The following is a 14707-nucleotide window of genomic DNA, read 5'->3' as shown; positions in this document are numbered from 1 at the left end:
GGCGGGCGGACAAGCTTTCCAATTCCAAGAGGAGCATGACATGGCCTTCGAACTTCCCGAACTGCCGTACGCCAAGGACGCGCTCGCGCCGCACATGTCGGCCGAGACCTTCGACTATCACCATGGCAAGCATCACAAGGCCTATGTCGACAACTGCAACAAGCTGGTTGCCGATATTCCCGAGCTGGCCGGCGCCAAGCTCACCGACGTGATCGCCTATGCCAAGGAGAAGGGCAACAAGGGCCTGTTCAACAACAGCTCGCAGATCTGGAACCACAGCTTCTTCTGGCAGTGCCTGACGCCCAACTATGCGGCGCCCACCGGCAAGCTGGCCGAGATGATCACCCGCGACTTCGGCAGCCAGGAAGCGCTGGTCGAGAAGCTGAAGGCGGAATCGGTCGGCCACTTCGCCAGCGGCTGGGGCTGGCTGGTGCTCGACGGCGACACGCTGAAGGTCACCTCGTTCCATGACGGCGATTCGCCCGTCGCGCACGGCGTGAAGCCGCTGTTCACGATCGACGTGTGGGAACACGCCTATTACATCGACTATCGCAACGCGCGCCCGTCGTTCGTCGATACCATCCTGACCAAGCTGGCGAACTGGGAGTTCGTCGCGCAGAACCTCGACGGCGAAGGCGCCGCCCGCGCCGACCAGCAGGGCTGAGGCCTTCCGGTCCTTCCGCCCGGTATCCGGGCGGAGGGATCAACTTTCCCCGTACAAGTCGCGCTGGGCCTTTTCCAGCTCCTCGGCATAGCGGCGGCGTGCATGGCTTTCGGTGATGAGCCCCAGCACCTGCCCGTCGCTTGCAAGCACCGCCAGATCGTCCGCCACGCTCGCGTCGAAGGCTTCGAGCACTTCCGCGATCGTCATGTCCGGCGACAATGCGCGATCCGCGAACTTCGCCATGCTGCCGACGCGCTCCGCCTGATCCGCGGAGGGGCTCCACACGGCGGCGGTCTCGGCGATCCCGGCATAATGACCTTGGGCATCGAGCAGCACGACGCGCTTGGTCGAGCCCAGCGGGAAGCGCGCGCGGAAGCTCGCGATGTCGGTGTCGGCAGCGATGGTCGCCACGTCGCGGCGCATCATCCGCGCGGCGCTGAGCGCGCGGACCCAGCCCACGTCGCGGCCGCTGCGCAGCGTCTCGCCGCGCAGGTGCAGCCGCCAGGTCGAGAAGCTGTAGCCGAACAGCTCGCGCACGATCGTGCTGGCGATCAGAGTCGCGGCGATGGTGACCCCGGTGATGCTGAAGTCGTGGGTCACTTCCAGCACCAGCAGCGACATCGTCATCGGCCCCCCGACCACAGCCACCGCGAGCGCCGCCATGCCGACCACCGCCGCATCGTCAGGCGCGAGATGGTGGAGGCCGGGAATCTCGGCCAGCGTCAGCTGGTAGAAGCGCCCGATCAGCGCGCCGAGGAACAGCGAGGCGAAGAACAGCCCGCCGCGAAAGCCGAAGCCGAGCGACACCGCCGAACCGAGCAGCTTGAGCAGGATCACCACGCCGAGCGAAGCGAGCGTCGCAGATGCGGCGAGGTTGATGTCCAGCGCGCCGTGGCCGCTCGACAGCACCTGCGGGGATAGCAGGGCGAGCGGCATCATTAGCACGCCGCCGATCAGCGGCGTCCAAGGCGGCGTGATCGGGCTGCGGCGCACCGCCGCCTCGACCAGCGATACCAGCCGCATCAGCGCGATGCCGAAGCCGGCGCAGAGTACCCCGAGCACCGCGTAGAGCAGATAGTCGGCGGTGCCGATCGCATGCGCCCCGCCCGCGCTGATCACATATGGGTGGATGCCAAGCGTGCGCGCGATGGTCGCGGCGGTCAGCGAGGCGAGTACCACCGGCGCGACGATCGCAGGCGTGTAGGCGCCCAGCACGATCTCGAAGGCATAGAAGGCGCCGGTGAGCGGCGCGCCGAACGCCGCGCCCAGGCCTGCGCCCGCGCCGGCTGCCATCAGCGTGCGCAGGTCCGCGCGGCGCAGTTTCAGCCGCTGGCCAAGCAGCGAGGCGAGCCCGCCGCCCGCCTGCGCATAGGCCGCCTCCAGCCCCACCGAGGCGCCGAAGCCGTTGGAGAGCAACGTTTGGCCCACAACGGTGGCCGTATCCCGCGCCGGGATGCGGCCGCCGTGCAGCGCATTGGCCTCGACCACGTCGATGGTCTTGCGACGACGAAGCAGCCACAGCGTTAGGCCGAGCAGTGCACCGCCGATGGGCAGTGCCAGCAACCGCAAGGGCGCGATATGGCTCGCGGCGCTCAGATGCTCGCCGAGCGCCAGCCCGAACAGCACGCGCTGCATCCCGCGCGCGCTTTGTCCGATTGCAATGGCGGCAAGGCTCGCCGCCGCGCCGACGCCGATCGCCAGCAGCAGGAACAGCAGCGTGTTCGAGCGGATCTGCCGGCGCAGTCCGTTCGCCGCGCGCACCGCGTGGAAGGTGGCCGGGTGGCGCGGCAGGCCCATCGCGCGATCAGCCTTCCGGCGGGACGGGCGCGTCCTCGGGCTTCTCCAGCTGCAGGCCGTGGCGGAGCAGCATCGGAATATTGGCGATGGCGAACACCAGCGTCAGCGGGATCACCACCCAGGTCTTGAAGGTCACCCAGCGGTCCCAGTCGAGCATGTGGCGCATGACTTCGTTGAGCACGGCCATCGCGACGAAGAAGATCGTCCAGTTGATCGTCAGCAGCCGCCAGCCCTTGGCGCTGAGCCCCGGATAGGCGGATTCGAGCATCGTCTGGAGCAGCGGCTTGTTGGTGATCAGGCCATAGCCGAGGATCACCGCGAACATCGCATAGACGATGGTCGGCTTGACCTGGATGAAGGTCTGGTCGTGATAATAGAGGGTCAGCCCGCCGAACACGAGCACCAGCACGCCGGTGATCCACAGCATCGGCGAGACGTGGCGGGTCTTCCACCACGACACCGCGATTGCCGCCGCCATCGCGATCATGAAGGCGAGGGTGGCGGTGAAGATGCGCTGGAGCTGGACGCCCGGCGCGAGGCTGTTGACCGCGAAGAACACGATCAGCGGGCCGTAATCCAGCGCCATGCGCAGGCCGGCAGAGGCCTTGGGGCGGGCGGCTGAATCAGCCATGGGTCAGTTCCTCCACGCCGGCGATGATGCGGGCGACCTCGACCGGATCGAAGCCGCGCAAATCGTCGACCTTCTCGCCGACTCCGATCGCGTGGATCGGCAGGCCGTATTTCTCCGCCGCCGCGACGAGCACGCCGCCGCGCGCGGTGCCGTCGAGCTTGGTCATGACCAGGCCGGTGACGCCCGCCACTTCCTTGAACACCTCGATCTGGTTGAGCGCGTTCTGGCCGGTGGTGGCGTCGAGCACCAGCACCACGTCGTGCGGCGCAGCTGGATTGAGGCGGCCGAGCACGCGGCGGACCTTGGCCAGCTCGTCCATCAGCTCGCGCTTGTTCTGCAGGCGGCCGGCGGTGTCGACGATCAGCACGTCGGTGCCGATCTCGGTCGCGCGCTTGACCGCCTCGAACACGATGCCCGCCGCATCGCCGCCCTCTGCGCCCGAGACGATCGGCACGCCGATCCGATCGGCCCAGGTCTTGAGCTGGCCGATCGCGGCGGCGCGGAAGGTGTCGCCGGCCGCGACCATCACGCTGTAATCCTGCTCGAGCAACTGGTTGGCGAGCTTGGCGATCGTCGTCGTCTTGCCCGAACCGTTGACGCCGATGACGAGGATCACCTGCGGGCGCGGGAACGCCTCGATCTCCAGCGGCTTGGCGACCGGCTCCAGCACCTTGGCGACTTCCTCGGCGACGATCACGCGGATGCCGAGTTCTTCGAGGTTGCGCTCGAACTGCCCCTCGGCAAGCCGCGCGCGCACCTTGGCGGCGGTGGCGGGGCCGAGATCCGAGGCGATCAGCGCCTCCTCGATCTCGTCCAGCGTTGCCTCGTCCAGCCGGGCGAGCGACAGGCCGGCGAGGTTGCCGAGCAGCCGATCCGACGTCTTGCGAAAGCCGCCGAGCAGCTTTTCATGCCAGCCGGGCCCGCTCATGCGACCAGCTTTCCGTCTTCGACGCGTGCAATCGTCACGTTCACCGTTTCTCCAGTCTGCCGAGGGGCGGTCAGCCGCACCTCGGCGAAATTCTCTGCATGGCCGCGGTCGCCCGGGCGCTCGACCAGCACCTGCTGGCGGCTGCCGACCAGGGTTTCCAGCCAGCTTGCCCGCTGCTCGGCCGCCGCCGCGCGCAGCCGGGCGGCGCGGTCGCGGATCGTGGCGGGGGCCACCTGCGGCATGCGCGCGGCGGGCGTGCCGGCGCGCGGGCTATAGGGGAAGATGTGTGCATGCACCACGCCGCAATCGCCAATAAGGGCGAGGGTGTTGGCGAACATTGTCTCGTCTTCGGTCGGAAAACCTGCGATCAGATCGGCGCCGATGGCGATCTCGGGCCGTGCGGCGCGGAGACGTTCGGCCAGCACCACCGACTGCGCCCGGGCATGGCGGCGCTTCATCCGCTTGAGGATCATGTCGTCGCCCGCCTGGAGCGAGAGATGGACGTGCGGCATCACGCGCGGTTCCTGGGTAAGAAGCGCGAACAGCCGGTCGTCGACTTCGATTCCGTCGAGCGAGGAGAGCCGCAGCCGCTGAAGGCGGGGTACGTGGCGGAGGATGCGCTCGACCAGCGAGCCCAGCGTCGGGCTGCCCGGCAGGTCGTGGCCGTAGCTGGTGAGATCGACGCCGGTCAGCACGACTTCGCCATGCGCCTCGGCGAGCATCGCGATCCGGTCGATCACCGCGCCCGCCGGCACCGAGCGGCTGTTCCCGCGACCATAGGGGATCGCGCAGAAGGTGCAGCGATGGTCGCAGCCATTCTGCACCTCCACGAAGGCGCGCGCATGGGTGGAGAAGCTGGCGGCGAGGTGCGGCGCGGTCTCGCGCACGGCGAGGATATCCTGCACCTGCACCTTCGCCTCGGACGCCCAGGCTTGCGGAAGCAGCTTCTCGGCATTGCCGATCACCCGGTCCACCTCGGGCATCGCCGCAAAGGCTGCGGGGTCGATCTGCGCCGCGCAGCCGGTGACGACCAGTTCCGCCTCGGGGCGTTCGCGGCGCGCGCGGCGGATCGCCTGGCGGGTCTGCTTCACCGCTTCGTTGGTCACGGCGCAGCTGTTCACCACGATCGCGTCTCGCCCCGTCAGCAGGGCACGGATCGACTCACCTTCGGCTAGGTTCAGCCGGCAACCCATGTTAAGGATGAGAGGCGAGGAGAGGGACATTGGCCAGCGATCTAAGGACGCCGACCGCAGAAGTCCAACACCAGGCGGGCCAAGTGCTGGCCTTCTGGTTCGATGCGCTGCTGCCCGAACAATGGTTCCTGAAGTCCGAGGGCGTGGACCGCGAGATCGCCGACTTGTTCGGAGATCTTCGCGATCGCGTGCTGGCGAGCGACGCGGCGGGCTGGGGCGAGGATCCCGAAACGCTGCTCGCCGCCACCCTTCTGCTCGACCAGTTCTCGCGCAACATCCACCGCGGGCAGGCCGAGGCGTTCGCGGGCGATCCGCTCGCGCAGCAGCTGGCGTCGTCGGCGGTCGAACGCGGTTGGGATCGCCGCATGACCAAGGAGCAGCGCCAGTTCCTGTACCTGCCGTTCGAGCATGCCGAGGATGCCGAGCTCCAGGAACTCAGCCTGCGCTGCTTCGCCAGCCTCGAAGACGACGAACTGATGGCTTATGCCCGCGATCATGCCGAGGTCTTTCACCGCTTTGGCCGCTTCCCGGGCCGCAACGAGGCGCTGGGGCGGATCTCGACGCCCGATGAGCTCGACTATCTCAGCCAGCCTGGAGCTGGCTGGTAGCGTCGCCGCCCTCCAGCCGCGGGCCGGGCTGGAGGATCAGCCGCCGTTCGGCAAGCAGGCGCCGCGCACCCGCGATCGACAGCGGCTTGCCATAGAGCCAGCCCTGCGCCTTGGCGCAGCCGATCGCGCGCAGCCGCTCCTCGATCGCCGCATCTTCCACGCCCTCGGCGGTGATCGGTAGGTTGAGGCTCTCGCCCAGCCGCAGGATGGTGTTGACGATTGCGGCGGAGTCCGCGCTCTGATTGAGCGAAAGAATGAAGCTCTTGTCGATCTTGATCCGGTCGAACGGCAGCGCACGAAGATGGGCGAGTGACGAATAGCCGGTGCCGAAATCGTCGAGCGCCAGCCGTACCCCCTGGTTCTTGAGGCTGCCGACGATCGACTGGGCGAGCGCGAGATTGTCGAACAACGCGCTTTCGGTGATCTCCACTTCCAGCCGGTGGGCGGGGAAGCCGGTCTCGGTCAGCACCTTGATGATCTTCTGCGCCAGCCAGGCATCGCGCAGCTGCACCGGCGAGATGTTGACCGACAAGCTGAGCCCCGGATCCCAATCCCGCGCGGCGTGGAAGGCCTGGCGCATGATCGACAGTGACAGGTCGCCGATCAGGCCGGCGTCCTCGGCGACGGGAATGAACCGGTCGGGCGGGATCATGCCGTGGATCGGATGCTCCCAGCGCGCCAGCACCTCGAAGCCGTGGAGCCGGCCGCTGGCGAGATCGACCTGCTGCTCGAAATAGGGGGTGATCTCCTCGCGCGGGATCGCGACGCGCAACCCGCTTTCGAGCACGCTGCGCACCTGCAGCGCGCGCTCCATCGCCGGATCGAACCAGGCGAAGCGGTTCTTCCCCGCTTTCTGCGCCTGGTGCATCGCGATGTCGGCGGTGCGCAGCAGCGCGTCGATGCTCGGGCAGTCGAAGTCCGAGCGGGCGATGCCGAGCGAGCAGCTGATGTGCAGCACATGGCCCTCCACCTCGAACGGCTCTGCCATTCGGGTGACGATCCGCTCGGCGATGCGCTCGACGATGGCCGGCTCGCGCGGATCAAAGGCGAAGGCGCAGGCGAACTCGTCGACTCCGATTCGCCCGGCCAGTGCCATCTGCGGCAGGGCCTGGGCGATTTCCTGCGCTACGGTGCGGATCAGCGCGTCGCCCACGGCATGGCCGTGCAGGTCATTGATCGCCTTGAACCGGTCGAGATCGAACACCAGCATCGCCACGGCCTGGCTGCGGCGGTGGGCGCGGGCGAACATCGCGGCGCCTTTCTCGGTCAGGCTGTTGCGGTGGAGGAAGCCGGTCAGCGGATCGCGGCTGGCGACGCTCTGTGCGCGTTCGCCGCTGGTGCGGCGCTTTGGGGGCATGACGAGGCGGCGACCGCAGAGGAAAATGAGGACGAGGTTCACGGCCTGCGCCACGAGTAGCCAGCCGCCCGGCACGATCTGTTCGACATAGTCGAATGTCAGTCCCGCGCCGATCGCGAGCGCGAGCAGCGTGGAGGCGACGCACAAGGCGTTGAAGATCGTCGCGGTGCGATCCTTCCGCTCGTTTTGCCGGTCCTGATGCTGCTGCCGCGTCATCGACGCACTACGCCCCTCGTACTAACGAAGCGGTGTTTTCCCATGCAAGGCGTGTAGATCGGGTTAAATCCGTAGAGGTTGCTTTCCGCCGCCACTGCGGTTAAGGGGACCCACCGTTCCTCCGTGGACGCGCAACATTGCCACCCCAAGGGGTGACGCCGGCCGACGAGGTTTCGTCCGCCGGCGTGTTTTGCGTTTGGCGGGACATGGACTGATTTGGAGTGATCTGGACATCATGTTCGAGAGTTTGAGCGATCGGCTGGGCGGCGTCTTCGAGCGCCTGCGCGGACGTGGCGCGCTCGCCGAGGCCGATGTCCGGACCGCGATGCGCGAAGTACGCGTGGCGCTGCTGGAAGCGGACGTCGCGCTGCCCGTCGCCCGCGAATTCGTCGACAAGGTAACCGAGCAGGCCGTCGGCCAGCAGGTGCTGCGCTCGGTCACGCCGGGCCAGCAGGTCGTCAAGATCGTCCATGACGCGCTGGTCGACATGCTCGGCGCCGACACGGCCGAGCTTCACATCGACGTCACCCCGCCGGCCGTGATCATGCTCGTGGGTCTGCAGGGCTCGGGCAAGACCACCACCACCGCCAAGCTTGCCAAGCTGCTGAAGAAGCAGGGCAAGAAGGTGATGATGGCATCGCTGGACGTGAACCGTCCGGCCGCGCAGGAACAGCTGGCGGTTCTCGGCACGCAGACCGAAGTGGCGACGCTGCCGATCGTCACCGGCCAGCAGCCTGTCGAGATCGCGCGCCGTGCGCTCCAGTCGGCGAAGCTCCAGGGCTTCGACGTGGTGATGCTCGACACCGCCGGCCGTCTCCACGTCGACCAGGCGCTGATGGACGAGATGAAGGCGGTCGCCGACATCTCGAAGCCGCAGGAAATCCTGCTCGTCGTCGACTCGCTCACCGGCCAGGACGCGGTGAACGTCGCCAGCAACTTCTCGGCGCAGGTGCCGCTGACCGGCGTGATCCTCACCCGCATGGACGGCGATGCACGCGGTGGCGCGGCGCTGTCGATGCGCGCGGTCACCGGCCAGCCGATCAAGTTCGCCGGCATGGGCGAGAAGCTCGACCAGATCGAGCCCTTCCACCCGAAGCGCGTCGCCGGCCGCATCCTCGGCATGGGCGACGTGGTCAGCCTGGTCGAGAAGGCTGCTGCGTCGATCGAGCAGGAAGACGCCGAGCGCATGGCGAACCGGCTCGCCAAGGGCCAGTTCGACATGAACGACCTGCGCGCGCAGCTGGCGCAGATGCGCAAGATGGGCGGCATCGGCGCGCTGGCGGGGATGATCCCCGGCATGAAGAAGGCGCAGGCCGCGGTCGACCAGGTCGGCGGCGACAAGGTGCTGATCCGCATGGACGCGATCATCGGCTCGATGACGCCCAAGGAGCGCGCCAAACCCGAACTGCTCAACGCCAAGCGCAAGATCCGCATCGCCAAGGGCAGCGGGCTGACCGTGCAGGACGTCAACAAGCTCATTAAGATGCATCAGGAGATGCAGACCGCGATGAAGCGCCTGAAGAAGATGGGCGGCCTGAAGGGCATGCTGGGCATGCTCGCCAAGGGCGGCCCGGGCGGCGGCATGGGCGGAATCGGCAATGCCCTGGGCGGCGCCGAGATGGGCGAGATGATGGACAAGGTGGGCGCCGGCCTGCCGGGTCTGCCGGGCGGCGCCAAGCTGCCGCCGGGCTTCGAGAATTTGCTGAAGAAGAAGTAACTTAACCCAATTTTTTTCAATCGTATCTCTAGAAGGAAGTGAAGTAGAATGGCTCTCTCCATGCGTCTGTCGCGCGGCGGCTCCAAGAAGCGCCCGTACTACCGGATCGTCGTTGCCGACGCCCGTGCGCCCCGCGACGGCAAGTTCATCGAGAAGATCGGCACCTACAACCCGCTGCTCGCCAAGGATTCGCCCGAGCGCGTGAAGCTCGACAACGAGCGCGCGACCTACTGGCTGGGCGTCGGCGCGCAGCCGACCGATCGCGTCCTCCGCTTCCTCGACGCCGCCGGCGTCAAGGAGCGTGCGGCCCGCAACAACCCGAAGAAGGCGGAGCCGGGCGAGAAGGCCAAGGAGCGCGCCGAGGAGCGTGCCGAGAAGGCCAAGGCAGCCGCCGAAGCCGCTGCCGCACCGGCCGAAGAGGCTGCCGAGGCCTGAGGCTGAACATCCCTCCCGCACGCTGGTGCGGGAGGGATGGCTCGTGCGTCGCTGCATCCCATCATGGCAGAACCTTCCGCTCCCTCGACCCGCGGCGATCGCCCGGTGACGCTTGCCGCCGTGATCGGCGCGCACGGCATCGCCGGCGAGGTGCGGCTGAAGGTGTTTGCCGAGGATCTGGCGGCGCACAAGAGCTTCAACGGCGGCAAACTGACGCTCAGGTCGGTGCGCGGGGGATCCAATGGCGTGATCGCCCGCTTCGCCGAAGTGGCCGACCGCAATGCCGCCGAGGCACTGCGCGGCACCGAACTGACCGTGCCGCGTTCCGCCCTCCCGCCGCTGGGCGAAGGCGAATATTACCATATCGACCTGCTCGACCTGCCGGTGACGGGCGAGGACGGGGAGCCGATCGGTCGTGTCGTCGCGATCGACGACTATGGCGCGGGCGACGTGATCGAAATCGAGCGCCCCGACGGCAAACGCTTCATGGTGCCGATGCGGCCCGAAGCGGTGCCTGCTTGGGATGACGAGAAGCTCGTCGTCGCGAGCACCTTCCTGGAAGTCTGACCAGGCTGATCCTGGCGATATGCATGGCTAGTATGGGCCGCGCATCTCTCCCTGCGATCCGCTGAGCGTCGCATTCACTCCCTGAATCGGGGAAATCGTCACCGATATCATGTCGTGCAGCCGGCCCGGCGCACGCTGTTCCACGCCGCGCGGCACATACCAATGCTGGGTGGTGACCGCTCCATGCGCCGTCTCGTCCGGCCGGCCGAACCGCTGCGCCATCGCGGCGGCGAAGCGCCGTCCTTGCGCCAGGTTGCGGTCGCGATCGGCAAGCGGGGATGACCGGTCGTTCAACGCCATCCAGCCCAAGGTCCGGTGCGGCTGCCTGCCGTCGAACTGGAGCATCACCATCCAGCGATCGTGCCGCAGATAGCAGAGGAGGGCGGAAGGGTCTTCGCTTCGGGTATCCTCGGCATCGCTCGCCGTGGTGCATGTCGTCCGCTGGTACCCACGCCGCACCAGCGCCGCGTCGACTGCCGCCTCGGGCATGCGCGGGGCGATACCCTCGATCGCATAGCCACCCCATTCCGCGGCCGAGCCGTGGATCTGCCCGTGGCTGGGATCGGCCGCGCGCGTGTTGCATCCTCCCAGCAGGAGCAGCGGCAAGGCGAGGCAGGGCAGCTTCATCGGCGTCCGGCGCTATCGCACGAAGAGTAGTTCGGCGAGCATAACGCGACCAAGGGCAGTCGGCGAACGATCAACGCCAGAGCGGTGCTTCGGCGTTCAGCATATTCCGGATCGTCGTCGCAGCGACGCCGGCTTCGCCCATCGCATGGCTGATCTGGTCGAGGCCCTTGGCGACATCGCCGGCGGCGAAAAGGGCGGGGAGCGAGGTGCGCTGGTGGTCGTCCACTTCCAGGCATCCGCTGGCGTCGGCGCGGGCACCCGCCTCGACGGCAAGCTCCGAGCGGATGTGGGAGCCGAGCGCGGGATAGAGGCTGTCGAAAGCAAGGTGACCCGCCGCCGTTGACAGCGCAAGCTGCTCGCCATCGATTGCCCAATCGCGCGCCGGGCCGTCGACCAGCGCGATGTCGGCTGCGGTGAGCTGGGCGAGTTGCTTCGGCGGCAGGTCGTGGCGATCGGGGGCGATCAGTGTCACGTCCCTGGTGAAGCTGCGGATGAAGAGTGCCTCGCGTGCGCCATGCTCGCCGGTGCCGTAGACCGCGACGCGCTTGTCGGTGACCTCGTAGCCGTCGCATACGGGGCAGTAGCGGATCTGCCCGTTCGCCAGCGCCGCGTCGTGCAACGCGTCGGGCATCGGTGGGCGATGGTTGATCACGCCGGTGGCCAGCAGCACCGATCGGGCGCGCACCTCGCGCTCGCCGATCCGCGCCGCGAACCCGCCTTCGATCGAGCGCAGGCTCGTTACCTTCGCCGCCTCGCGCACCGTGCCGTATTTCTCGGCCTGGGCGCGCATCGCGGCGAGCAGGTCGAGGCCGGAAATGCCTTGGGGGTAGCCTGCATGGTTGTGCGTGCAGGGGATCAGCGCAGCACGGCTCGATCCGCAATCGAACAAGCGGATCTTCAGATGGTAGCGGCTGAGATAGATGGCCGCGGTGAGCCCCGCCGGGCCGCCGCCGATGATGATGCAATCGTCCATCGCGCGCCAGCGCGTCAGGGCGCGACAGGTTCCGCCGCCCATTGTAGGGCAGGGCATGACCACGCCCGACTTTCTGCTCGATACCTGCGTCTGCATCCGTCTGTTGCGGGGCGGTGGGGCGCCGATCGCGCGGCGGATCGCCGCGACCGAGCCTGGGGGCATTGCGATTTCGGCGATCAGCCTTGCGGAACTGATGGAAGGGGCAGGGCGGGGCAGCGCCGCCGTGGATGCGCTGCTCGAACAGCTGCCGGTGCTGGCCTTCGATGCCTTGGCCGCACGTGCCTTTCCCGCGGCTCGGGCCGCTCACGGTCGGCATGACCGGCTGATCGCGGCGCATGCGCTCGCGCTGGGTGCGACGCTGGTCACCCGTAATGGCCGCGACTTTCGCGCGGTGCCGGGGCTGCGGATCGAAGACTGGTTCTGAGCGCGTTGCACTTCGGCGCAAATGTATATACACCCCGTATATACGGAGGCGATGCATGGGCGAGGAATATCGCGCCAGGATCTTCAAGTCGGGCAATTCGCTGGCGCTGCGCCTGCCCAAGGCGCTGGGTCTGAAGGAAGGCGCCGAAGTGGTGTTGCGCGAGGAACGTCGCGGCTTCTCGGTAGAGCCGCTGGACGGCGAGGAGAAGATCGACCTTGGCGGCATCGCCGGCGCGCTGCCGTGGCTGAAGCCGATCCCTCCGGAGGATCGCGAGATCGAGGAGCGCGAGCTCGATTGGGAAGGGCGCAGGCTGCGGGACGATGGCTGAGCCCCGCTTTCTTCTCGACACGAACATCTGCATCTACATCCTCAGCGACGCGCACGCACCGGCTGCGCTCGCGGTGGAGGCGCAGGCCAAGGGCAGCGTGGTCAGTTCCACGATCGTGCTAGCGGAGGTGCTGAGAGGGGTGCCCGAGAGCCATGCGGACGGACGGCTGGTTGTCGAGCGGTTCTTTCGGCTCGTCGAGCCGCTTCCGTTCGACGCCGCCGCCGCCGAAGCCTATGCCCGGCTGCCCTTCCGCCGCGCGCGGCTGGATCGGCTGATCGCGGCGCAGGCGCTGGCGGCCGGGCTGACGCTGATCACCAATAACGAACGGGATTTCGCCGACATCCCGGACCTCAAGCTCGAGAACTGGACGCTGTGACCTTCGCTGCAACCATCCTGACGCTGTACCCCGAGATGTTTCCCGGGCCGCTGGGCATCTCGCTGGCCGGACGCGGTCTGCGCGAGGGGCTGTGGTCGCTGGAAACGGTGCAGATCCGCGACTTCGCCACCGACAAGCATCGCTCGGTGGACGATACGCCGGCCGGGGGCGGGGCAGGGATGGTGCTGCGCGCCGATGTGCTGGCAGCGGCAATCGACAGCGTTGCCCGCGAAGGGCGCCCGCTCCTGGCCATGACGCCGCGCGGGCGGACGCTGACGCAGGACCGCGTGCGCGAGCTCGCGACAGGTCCAGGTGCGATCGTGCTGTGCGGCCGTTTCGAAGGTTTCGACGAACGCATCTTTGAAGCGCGCAACATCGAGGAAGTCTCGATCGGCGATTACATCCTCTCCGGCGGTGAAATGGCGGCGCTGACATTGCTCGATGCTTGCATTCGGCTCGTTCCCGGCGTAATGGGCGCGGCTTCCAGCGGCATGGACGAGAGCTTCGAAACGGGGCTGCTCGAATATCCGCAATATACCCGACCTGTCGAATGGGAAGGGCGCACGATCCCCGAAGTGCTGCGATCGGGGGATCATGCGAGGATCGAAGCCTGGCGACGCGCCATGGCGGAGACCGATACACGGCTAAGGAGGCCAGACCTTTGGGAACGCCATGAGGGCGTTCGGGTCCAGTCTCCCTCTGGCGCGCGGCGAAAACATGGGACTGACTGAGATGAACCTCATCCAGACGCTCGAAGCCGAGCAGATTGCCAAGTTCAACGAAGCCAAGAAGATTCCGGAATTCCGCCCGGGCGACACCGTCCGCATCGGCGTGAAGGTCGTCGAAGGCGAGCGTACCCGCGTGCAGAACTTCGAAGGCGTGTGCATCGCGCGCGCCAACAAGGGCATGGGTTCGAACTTCACCGTCCGCAAGATCTCGTTCGGTGAAGGTGTGGAGCGCGTGTTCCCGCTCTATTCGCCGAACATCGATTCGATCGAGGTCGTGCGTCGCGGTGTCGTGCGTCGTGCGAAGCTCTACTATCTGCGTGGTCGTACCGGCAAGTCGGCGCGTATCGCCGAGCGCCGTGACACCCGCACCGAGGCGCAGGCCGCCGAGTAAGGCTGGCCTTCCCAGAACGCGAAAGGCGTGCGGACCCCCGCGGTTCGCACGCCTTTTTCGTGTTCGGCACCTTGTGCGACGCGCGGCTTTCTCAAGACAAGTGATACAAAAAAGGCGCCGCGGACGGATTTTGTCGCGGCGCCCCCGACTTCGGCGATGGATCGCGCGGATCAGGCGGCGGCGCGGAAGCCGTCGTTCTGGAGGAGCGCCCGGCCGCGCGCGGTGAGCGCCGCATCGCGCACCTCGGGCCCGCCGATGCCGATCAGCAATGCCTCATAGGCGAGCAGGCCGCGATCGCACAGGCCCTGCACGGCGGCGACGAAGGCGTGATGACGGTCGAGCGATGCTCCAAGGTCGAGCGCCGTCGGGGTCAGCGTGGCGCTGCCCGGCCAGCTGCGCTGCAGCGCATCGGCGATCGCGACAATGCAGCGCGAATCGAGGGCGCCCAGCGCCTCACGATTTTCCCCGCTCACCGACATCAGGTCCTCCTCAGCAACATGGTCCGCATGCCTTTGTGCAACCCGAGGGGCCGTAGCGAACCCACCGAACTCGTGCTCAAAATTGCATTATCAGAACCACGCCATCGACCCTCGGCCGGTTCCGCAACATTCCTATGCACACATACGCCGAATCGGTTTTTTCCGTTCCCGGAGTCGTGCTGTGACGCAGCATTTACGCCACTAGGCAATTTCTGCCTAGACGTGGATTGCATCCGAAACGAATTTACCAGTTGATAACTCCTATCTT

At 67.2% G+C, this 14707-nt stretch carries 18 protein-coding genes; 10 read left to right on the top strand and 8 right to left on the bottom strand.

Translation table 11 applies throughout. The annotated features are described in order from the left end of the window. The first annotated feature begins 40 nt into the window (after positions 1–40). A complete protein-coding gene (locus tag CA234_RS06210; RefSeq protein ID WP_125973422.1) occupies positions 41–664 on the top strand; it encodes a superoxide dismutase in 624 nt (207 codons plus the stop codon). 39 nt (positions 665–703) lie between these two features. Here CA234_RS06210 and CA234_RS06205 read toward each other — a convergent pair whose 3' ends face one another. The 4 genes from CA234_RS06205 to mtaB are packed head-to-tail and all read right to left on the bottom strand — an operon-like array spanning position 704 to position 5243. Continuing rightward, positions 704–2461, bottom strand: coding sequence for a chloride channel protein (locus CA234_RS06205; protein ID WP_125973420.1), 1758 nt, complete (start codon positions 2459–2461; stop codon positions 704–706). A 7-nt stretch (positions 2462–2468) separates the two neighbouring features. After that, a complete protein-coding gene (locus CA234_RS06200; RefSeq protein WP_125973418.1) occupies positions 2469–3092 on the bottom strand; it encodes a septation protein A in 624 nt (207 codons plus the stop codon). Further along, positions 3085–4020 (bottom strand): signal recognition particle-docking protein FtsY, encoded by a 936-nt coding sequence (gene ftsY, locus CA234_RS06195; protein ID WP_125973416.1) that lies wholly within the window; start codon positions 4018–4020, stop codon positions 3085–3087. Before ftsY ends, CA234_RS06200 begins: the two co-directional genes overlap by 8 nt. Beyond that, positions 4017–5243: a tRNA (N(6)-L-threonylcarbamoyladenosine(37)-C(2))-methylthiotransferase MtaB gene (gene mtaB, locus CA234_RS06190; protein WP_125973414.1), complete on the bottom strand. Its 1227-nt coding sequence runs from the start codon at positions 5241–5243 to the stop codon at positions 4017–4019. Before mtaB ends, ftsY begins: the two co-directional genes overlap by 4 nt. On the opposite strand from mtaB, the gene CA234_RS06185 reads away from it, so the two are divergent. Next, positions 5243–5821: a DUF924 family protein gene (locus tag CA234_RS06185; protein ID WP_126001148.1), complete on the top strand. Its 579-nt coding sequence runs from the start codon at positions 5243–5245 to the stop codon at positions 5819–5821. The two genes, mtaB and CA234_RS06185, sit on opposite strands and share 1 nt — an antisense overlap. Here the strand turns inward: CA234_RS06185 and CA234_RS06180 are convergent. Further along, entirely contained in the window at positions 5796–7394 is a 1599-nt protein-coding gene (locus CA234_RS06180) for an EAL domain-containing protein (RefSeq protein ID WP_126001147.1), read from the bottom strand. The two genes, CA234_RS06185 and CA234_RS06180, sit on opposite strands and share 26 nt — an antisense overlap. Before the next feature lie 235 nt (positions 7395–7629). Here CA234_RS06180 and ffh point away from each other — a divergent pair, with 235 nt between their 5' ends. From ffh to rimM, 3 genes are all read left to right on the top strand, one after another. Then, complete coding sequence (gene ffh, locus CA234_RS06175) at positions 7630–9111, top strand: signal recognition particle protein (protein WP_126001146.1); 1482 nt, start codon at positions 7630–7632, stop codon at positions 9109–9111. 48 nt (positions 9112–9159) lie between these two features. Then, a complete protein-coding gene (rpsP, locus tag CA234_RS06170) occupies positions 9160–9546 on the top strand; it encodes a 30S ribosomal protein S16 (RefSeq protein WP_206431099.1) in 387 nt (128 codons plus the stop codon). A 63-nt stretch (positions 9547–9609) separates the two neighbouring features. After that, positions 9610–10113: a ribosome maturation factor RimM gene (gene rimM, locus CA234_RS06165; protein ID WP_125973406.1), complete on the top strand. Its 504-nt coding sequence runs from the start codon at positions 9610–9612 to the stop codon at positions 10111–10113. A 27-nt stretch (positions 10114–10140) separates the two neighbouring features. Here the strand turns inward: rimM and CA234_RS06160 are convergent, their stop codons facing one another. Together CA234_RS06160 and CA234_RS06155 are read right to left on the bottom strand one after the other, a co-directional pair. Further along, positions 10141–10740, bottom strand: a complete 600-nt coding sequence (locus CA234_RS06160) for a hypothetical protein (protein ID WP_126001145.1) — start codon at positions 10738–10740, stop codon at positions 10141–10143. A gap of 70 nt (positions 10741–10810) precedes the next feature. Beyond that, positions 10811–11713: an NAD(P)/FAD-dependent oxidoreductase gene (locus CA234_RS06155; RefSeq protein ID WP_126001184.1), complete on the bottom strand. Its 903-nt coding sequence runs from the start codon at positions 11711–11713 to the stop codon at positions 10811–10813. A 55-nt stretch (positions 11714–11768) separates the two neighbouring features. On the opposite strand from CA234_RS06155, the gene CA234_RS06150 reads away from it, so the two are divergent. From CA234_RS06150 to rplS, 5 genes are read left to right on the top strand one after another with little or no spacing between them, the layout of a single operon-like run. After that, positions 11769–12137, top strand: a complete 369-nt coding sequence (locus CA234_RS06150) for a type II toxin-antitoxin system VapC family toxin (RefSeq protein ID WP_126001144.1) — start codon at positions 11769–11771, stop codon at positions 12135–12137. A gap of 55 nt (positions 12138–12192) precedes the next feature. Continuing rightward, positions 12193–12465 carry an AbrB/MazE/SpoVT family DNA-binding domain-containing protein gene (locus CA234_RS06145; protein WP_125973398.1) on the top strand — a complete coding sequence of 91 codons (273 nt, stop codon included), beginning with the start codon at positions 12193–12195 and terminating at the stop codon, positions 12463–12465. After that, the gene (locus tag CA234_RS06140) at positions 12458–12841 is read left to right on the top strand and encodes a type II toxin-antitoxin system VapC family toxin (protein WP_126001143.1); all 384 of its coding nucleotides are present in this window, start codon (positions 12458–12460) and stop codon (positions 12839–12841) included. Before CA234_RS06145 ends, CA234_RS06140 begins: the two co-directional genes overlap by 8 nt. Then, entirely contained in the window at positions 12838–13572 is a 735-nt protein-coding gene (gene trmD, locus CA234_RS06135) for a tRNA (guanosine(37)-N1)-methyltransferase TrmD (protein ID WP_125973394.1), read from the top strand. The genes CA234_RS06140 and trmD overlap by 4 nt, the downstream gene beginning before the upstream one ends. Before the next feature lies 1 nt (position 13573). Beyond that, the gene (rplS, locus tag CA234_RS06130) at positions 13574–13960 is read left to right on the top strand and encodes a 50S ribosomal protein L19 (protein ID WP_064309669.1); all 387 of its coding nucleotides are present in this window, start codon (positions 13574–13576) and stop codon (positions 13958–13960) included. 170 nt (positions 13961–14130) lie between these two features. On the opposite strand, the gene CA234_RS06125 is transcribed toward rplS, so the two are convergent. Continuing rightward, a complete protein-coding gene (locus tag CA234_RS06125) occupies positions 14131–14439 on the bottom strand; it encodes a hypothetical protein (RefSeq protein ID WP_241213281.1) in 309 nt (102 codons plus the stop codon). Positions 14440–14707 lie beyond the last annotated feature (268 nt).

Source organism: Sphingomonas sp. ABOLE (assembly GCF_003950455.1).
GTDB classification, from domain to species: domain Bacteria; phylum Pseudomonadota; class Alphaproteobacteria; order Sphingomonadales; family Sphingomonadaceae; genus Sphingomonas; species Sphingomonas trueperi.
The sequence above is the reverse complement of the archived record's forward strand: the minus strand, read 5'-3'. Positions and strand labels throughout refer to the sequence as shown.

Bases quoted from the DNA above. Each gene is read 5' to 3' on its own strand.
- CA234_RS06210 (WP_125973422.1), top strand. From the start codon at position 41: ATGGCCTTCGAACTTCCCGAACTGCCGTACGCCAAGGACGCGCTCGCG.
- CA234_RS06205 (WP_125973420.1), bottom strand. From the start codon at position 2,461: ATGGGCCTGCCGCGCCACCCGGCCACCTTCCACGCGGTGCGCGCGGCG.
- CA234_RS06200 (WP_125973418.1), bottom strand. From the start codon at position 3,092: ATGGCTGATTCAGCCGCCCGCCCCAAGGCCTCTGCCGGCCTGCGCATG.
- ftsY (WP_125973416.1), bottom strand. From the start codon at position 4,020: ATGAGCGGGCCCGGCTGGCATGAAAAGCTGCTCGGCGGCTTTCGCAAG.
- mtaB (WP_125973414.1), bottom strand. From the start codon at position 5,243: ATGTCCCTCTCCTCGCCTCTCATCCTTAACATGGGTTGCCGGCTGAAC.
- CA234_RS06180 (WP_126001147.1), bottom strand. From the start codon at position 7,394: ATGACGCGGCAGCAGCATCAGGACCGGCAAAACGAGCGGAAGGATCGC.
- ffh (WP_126001146.1), top strand. From the start codon at position 7,630: ATGTTCGAGAGTTTGAGCGATCGGCTGGGCGGCGTCTTCGAGCGCCTG.
- rpsP (WP_206431099.1), top strand. From the start codon at position 9,160: ATGGCTCTCTCCATGCGTCTGTCGCGCGGCGGCTCCAAGAAGCGCCCG.
- rimM (WP_125973406.1), top strand. From the start codon at position 9,610: ATGGCAGAACCTTCCGCTCCCTCGACCCGCGGCGATCGCCCGGTGACG.
- CA234_RS06160 (WP_126001145.1), bottom strand. From the start codon at position 10,740: ATGAAGCTGCCCTGCCTCGCCTTGCCGCTGCTCCTGCTGGGAGGATGC.
- CA234_RS06155 (WP_126001184.1), bottom strand. From the start codon at position 11,713: ATGGACGATTGCATCATCATCGGCGGCGGCCCGGCGGGGCTCACCGCG.
- CA234_RS06150 (WP_126001144.1), top strand. From the start codon at position 11,769: ATGACCACGCCCGACTTTCTGCTCGATACCTGCGTCTGCATCCGTCTG.
- CA234_RS06145 (WP_125973398.1), top strand. From the start codon at position 12,193: ATGGGCGAGGAATATCGCGCCAGGATCTTCAAGTCGGGCAATTCGCTG.
- CA234_RS06140 (WP_126001143.1), top strand. From the start codon at position 12,458: ATGGCTGAGCCCCGCTTTCTTCTCGACACGAACATCTGCATCTACATC.
- rplS (WP_064309669.1), top strand. From the start codon at position 13,574: ATGAACCTCATCCAGACGCTCGAAGCCGAGCAGATTGCCAAGTTCAAC.
- CA234_RS06125 (WP_241213281.1), bottom strand. From the start codon at position 14,439: ATGTCGGTGAGCGGGGAAAATCGTGAGGCGCTGGGCGCCCTCGATTCG.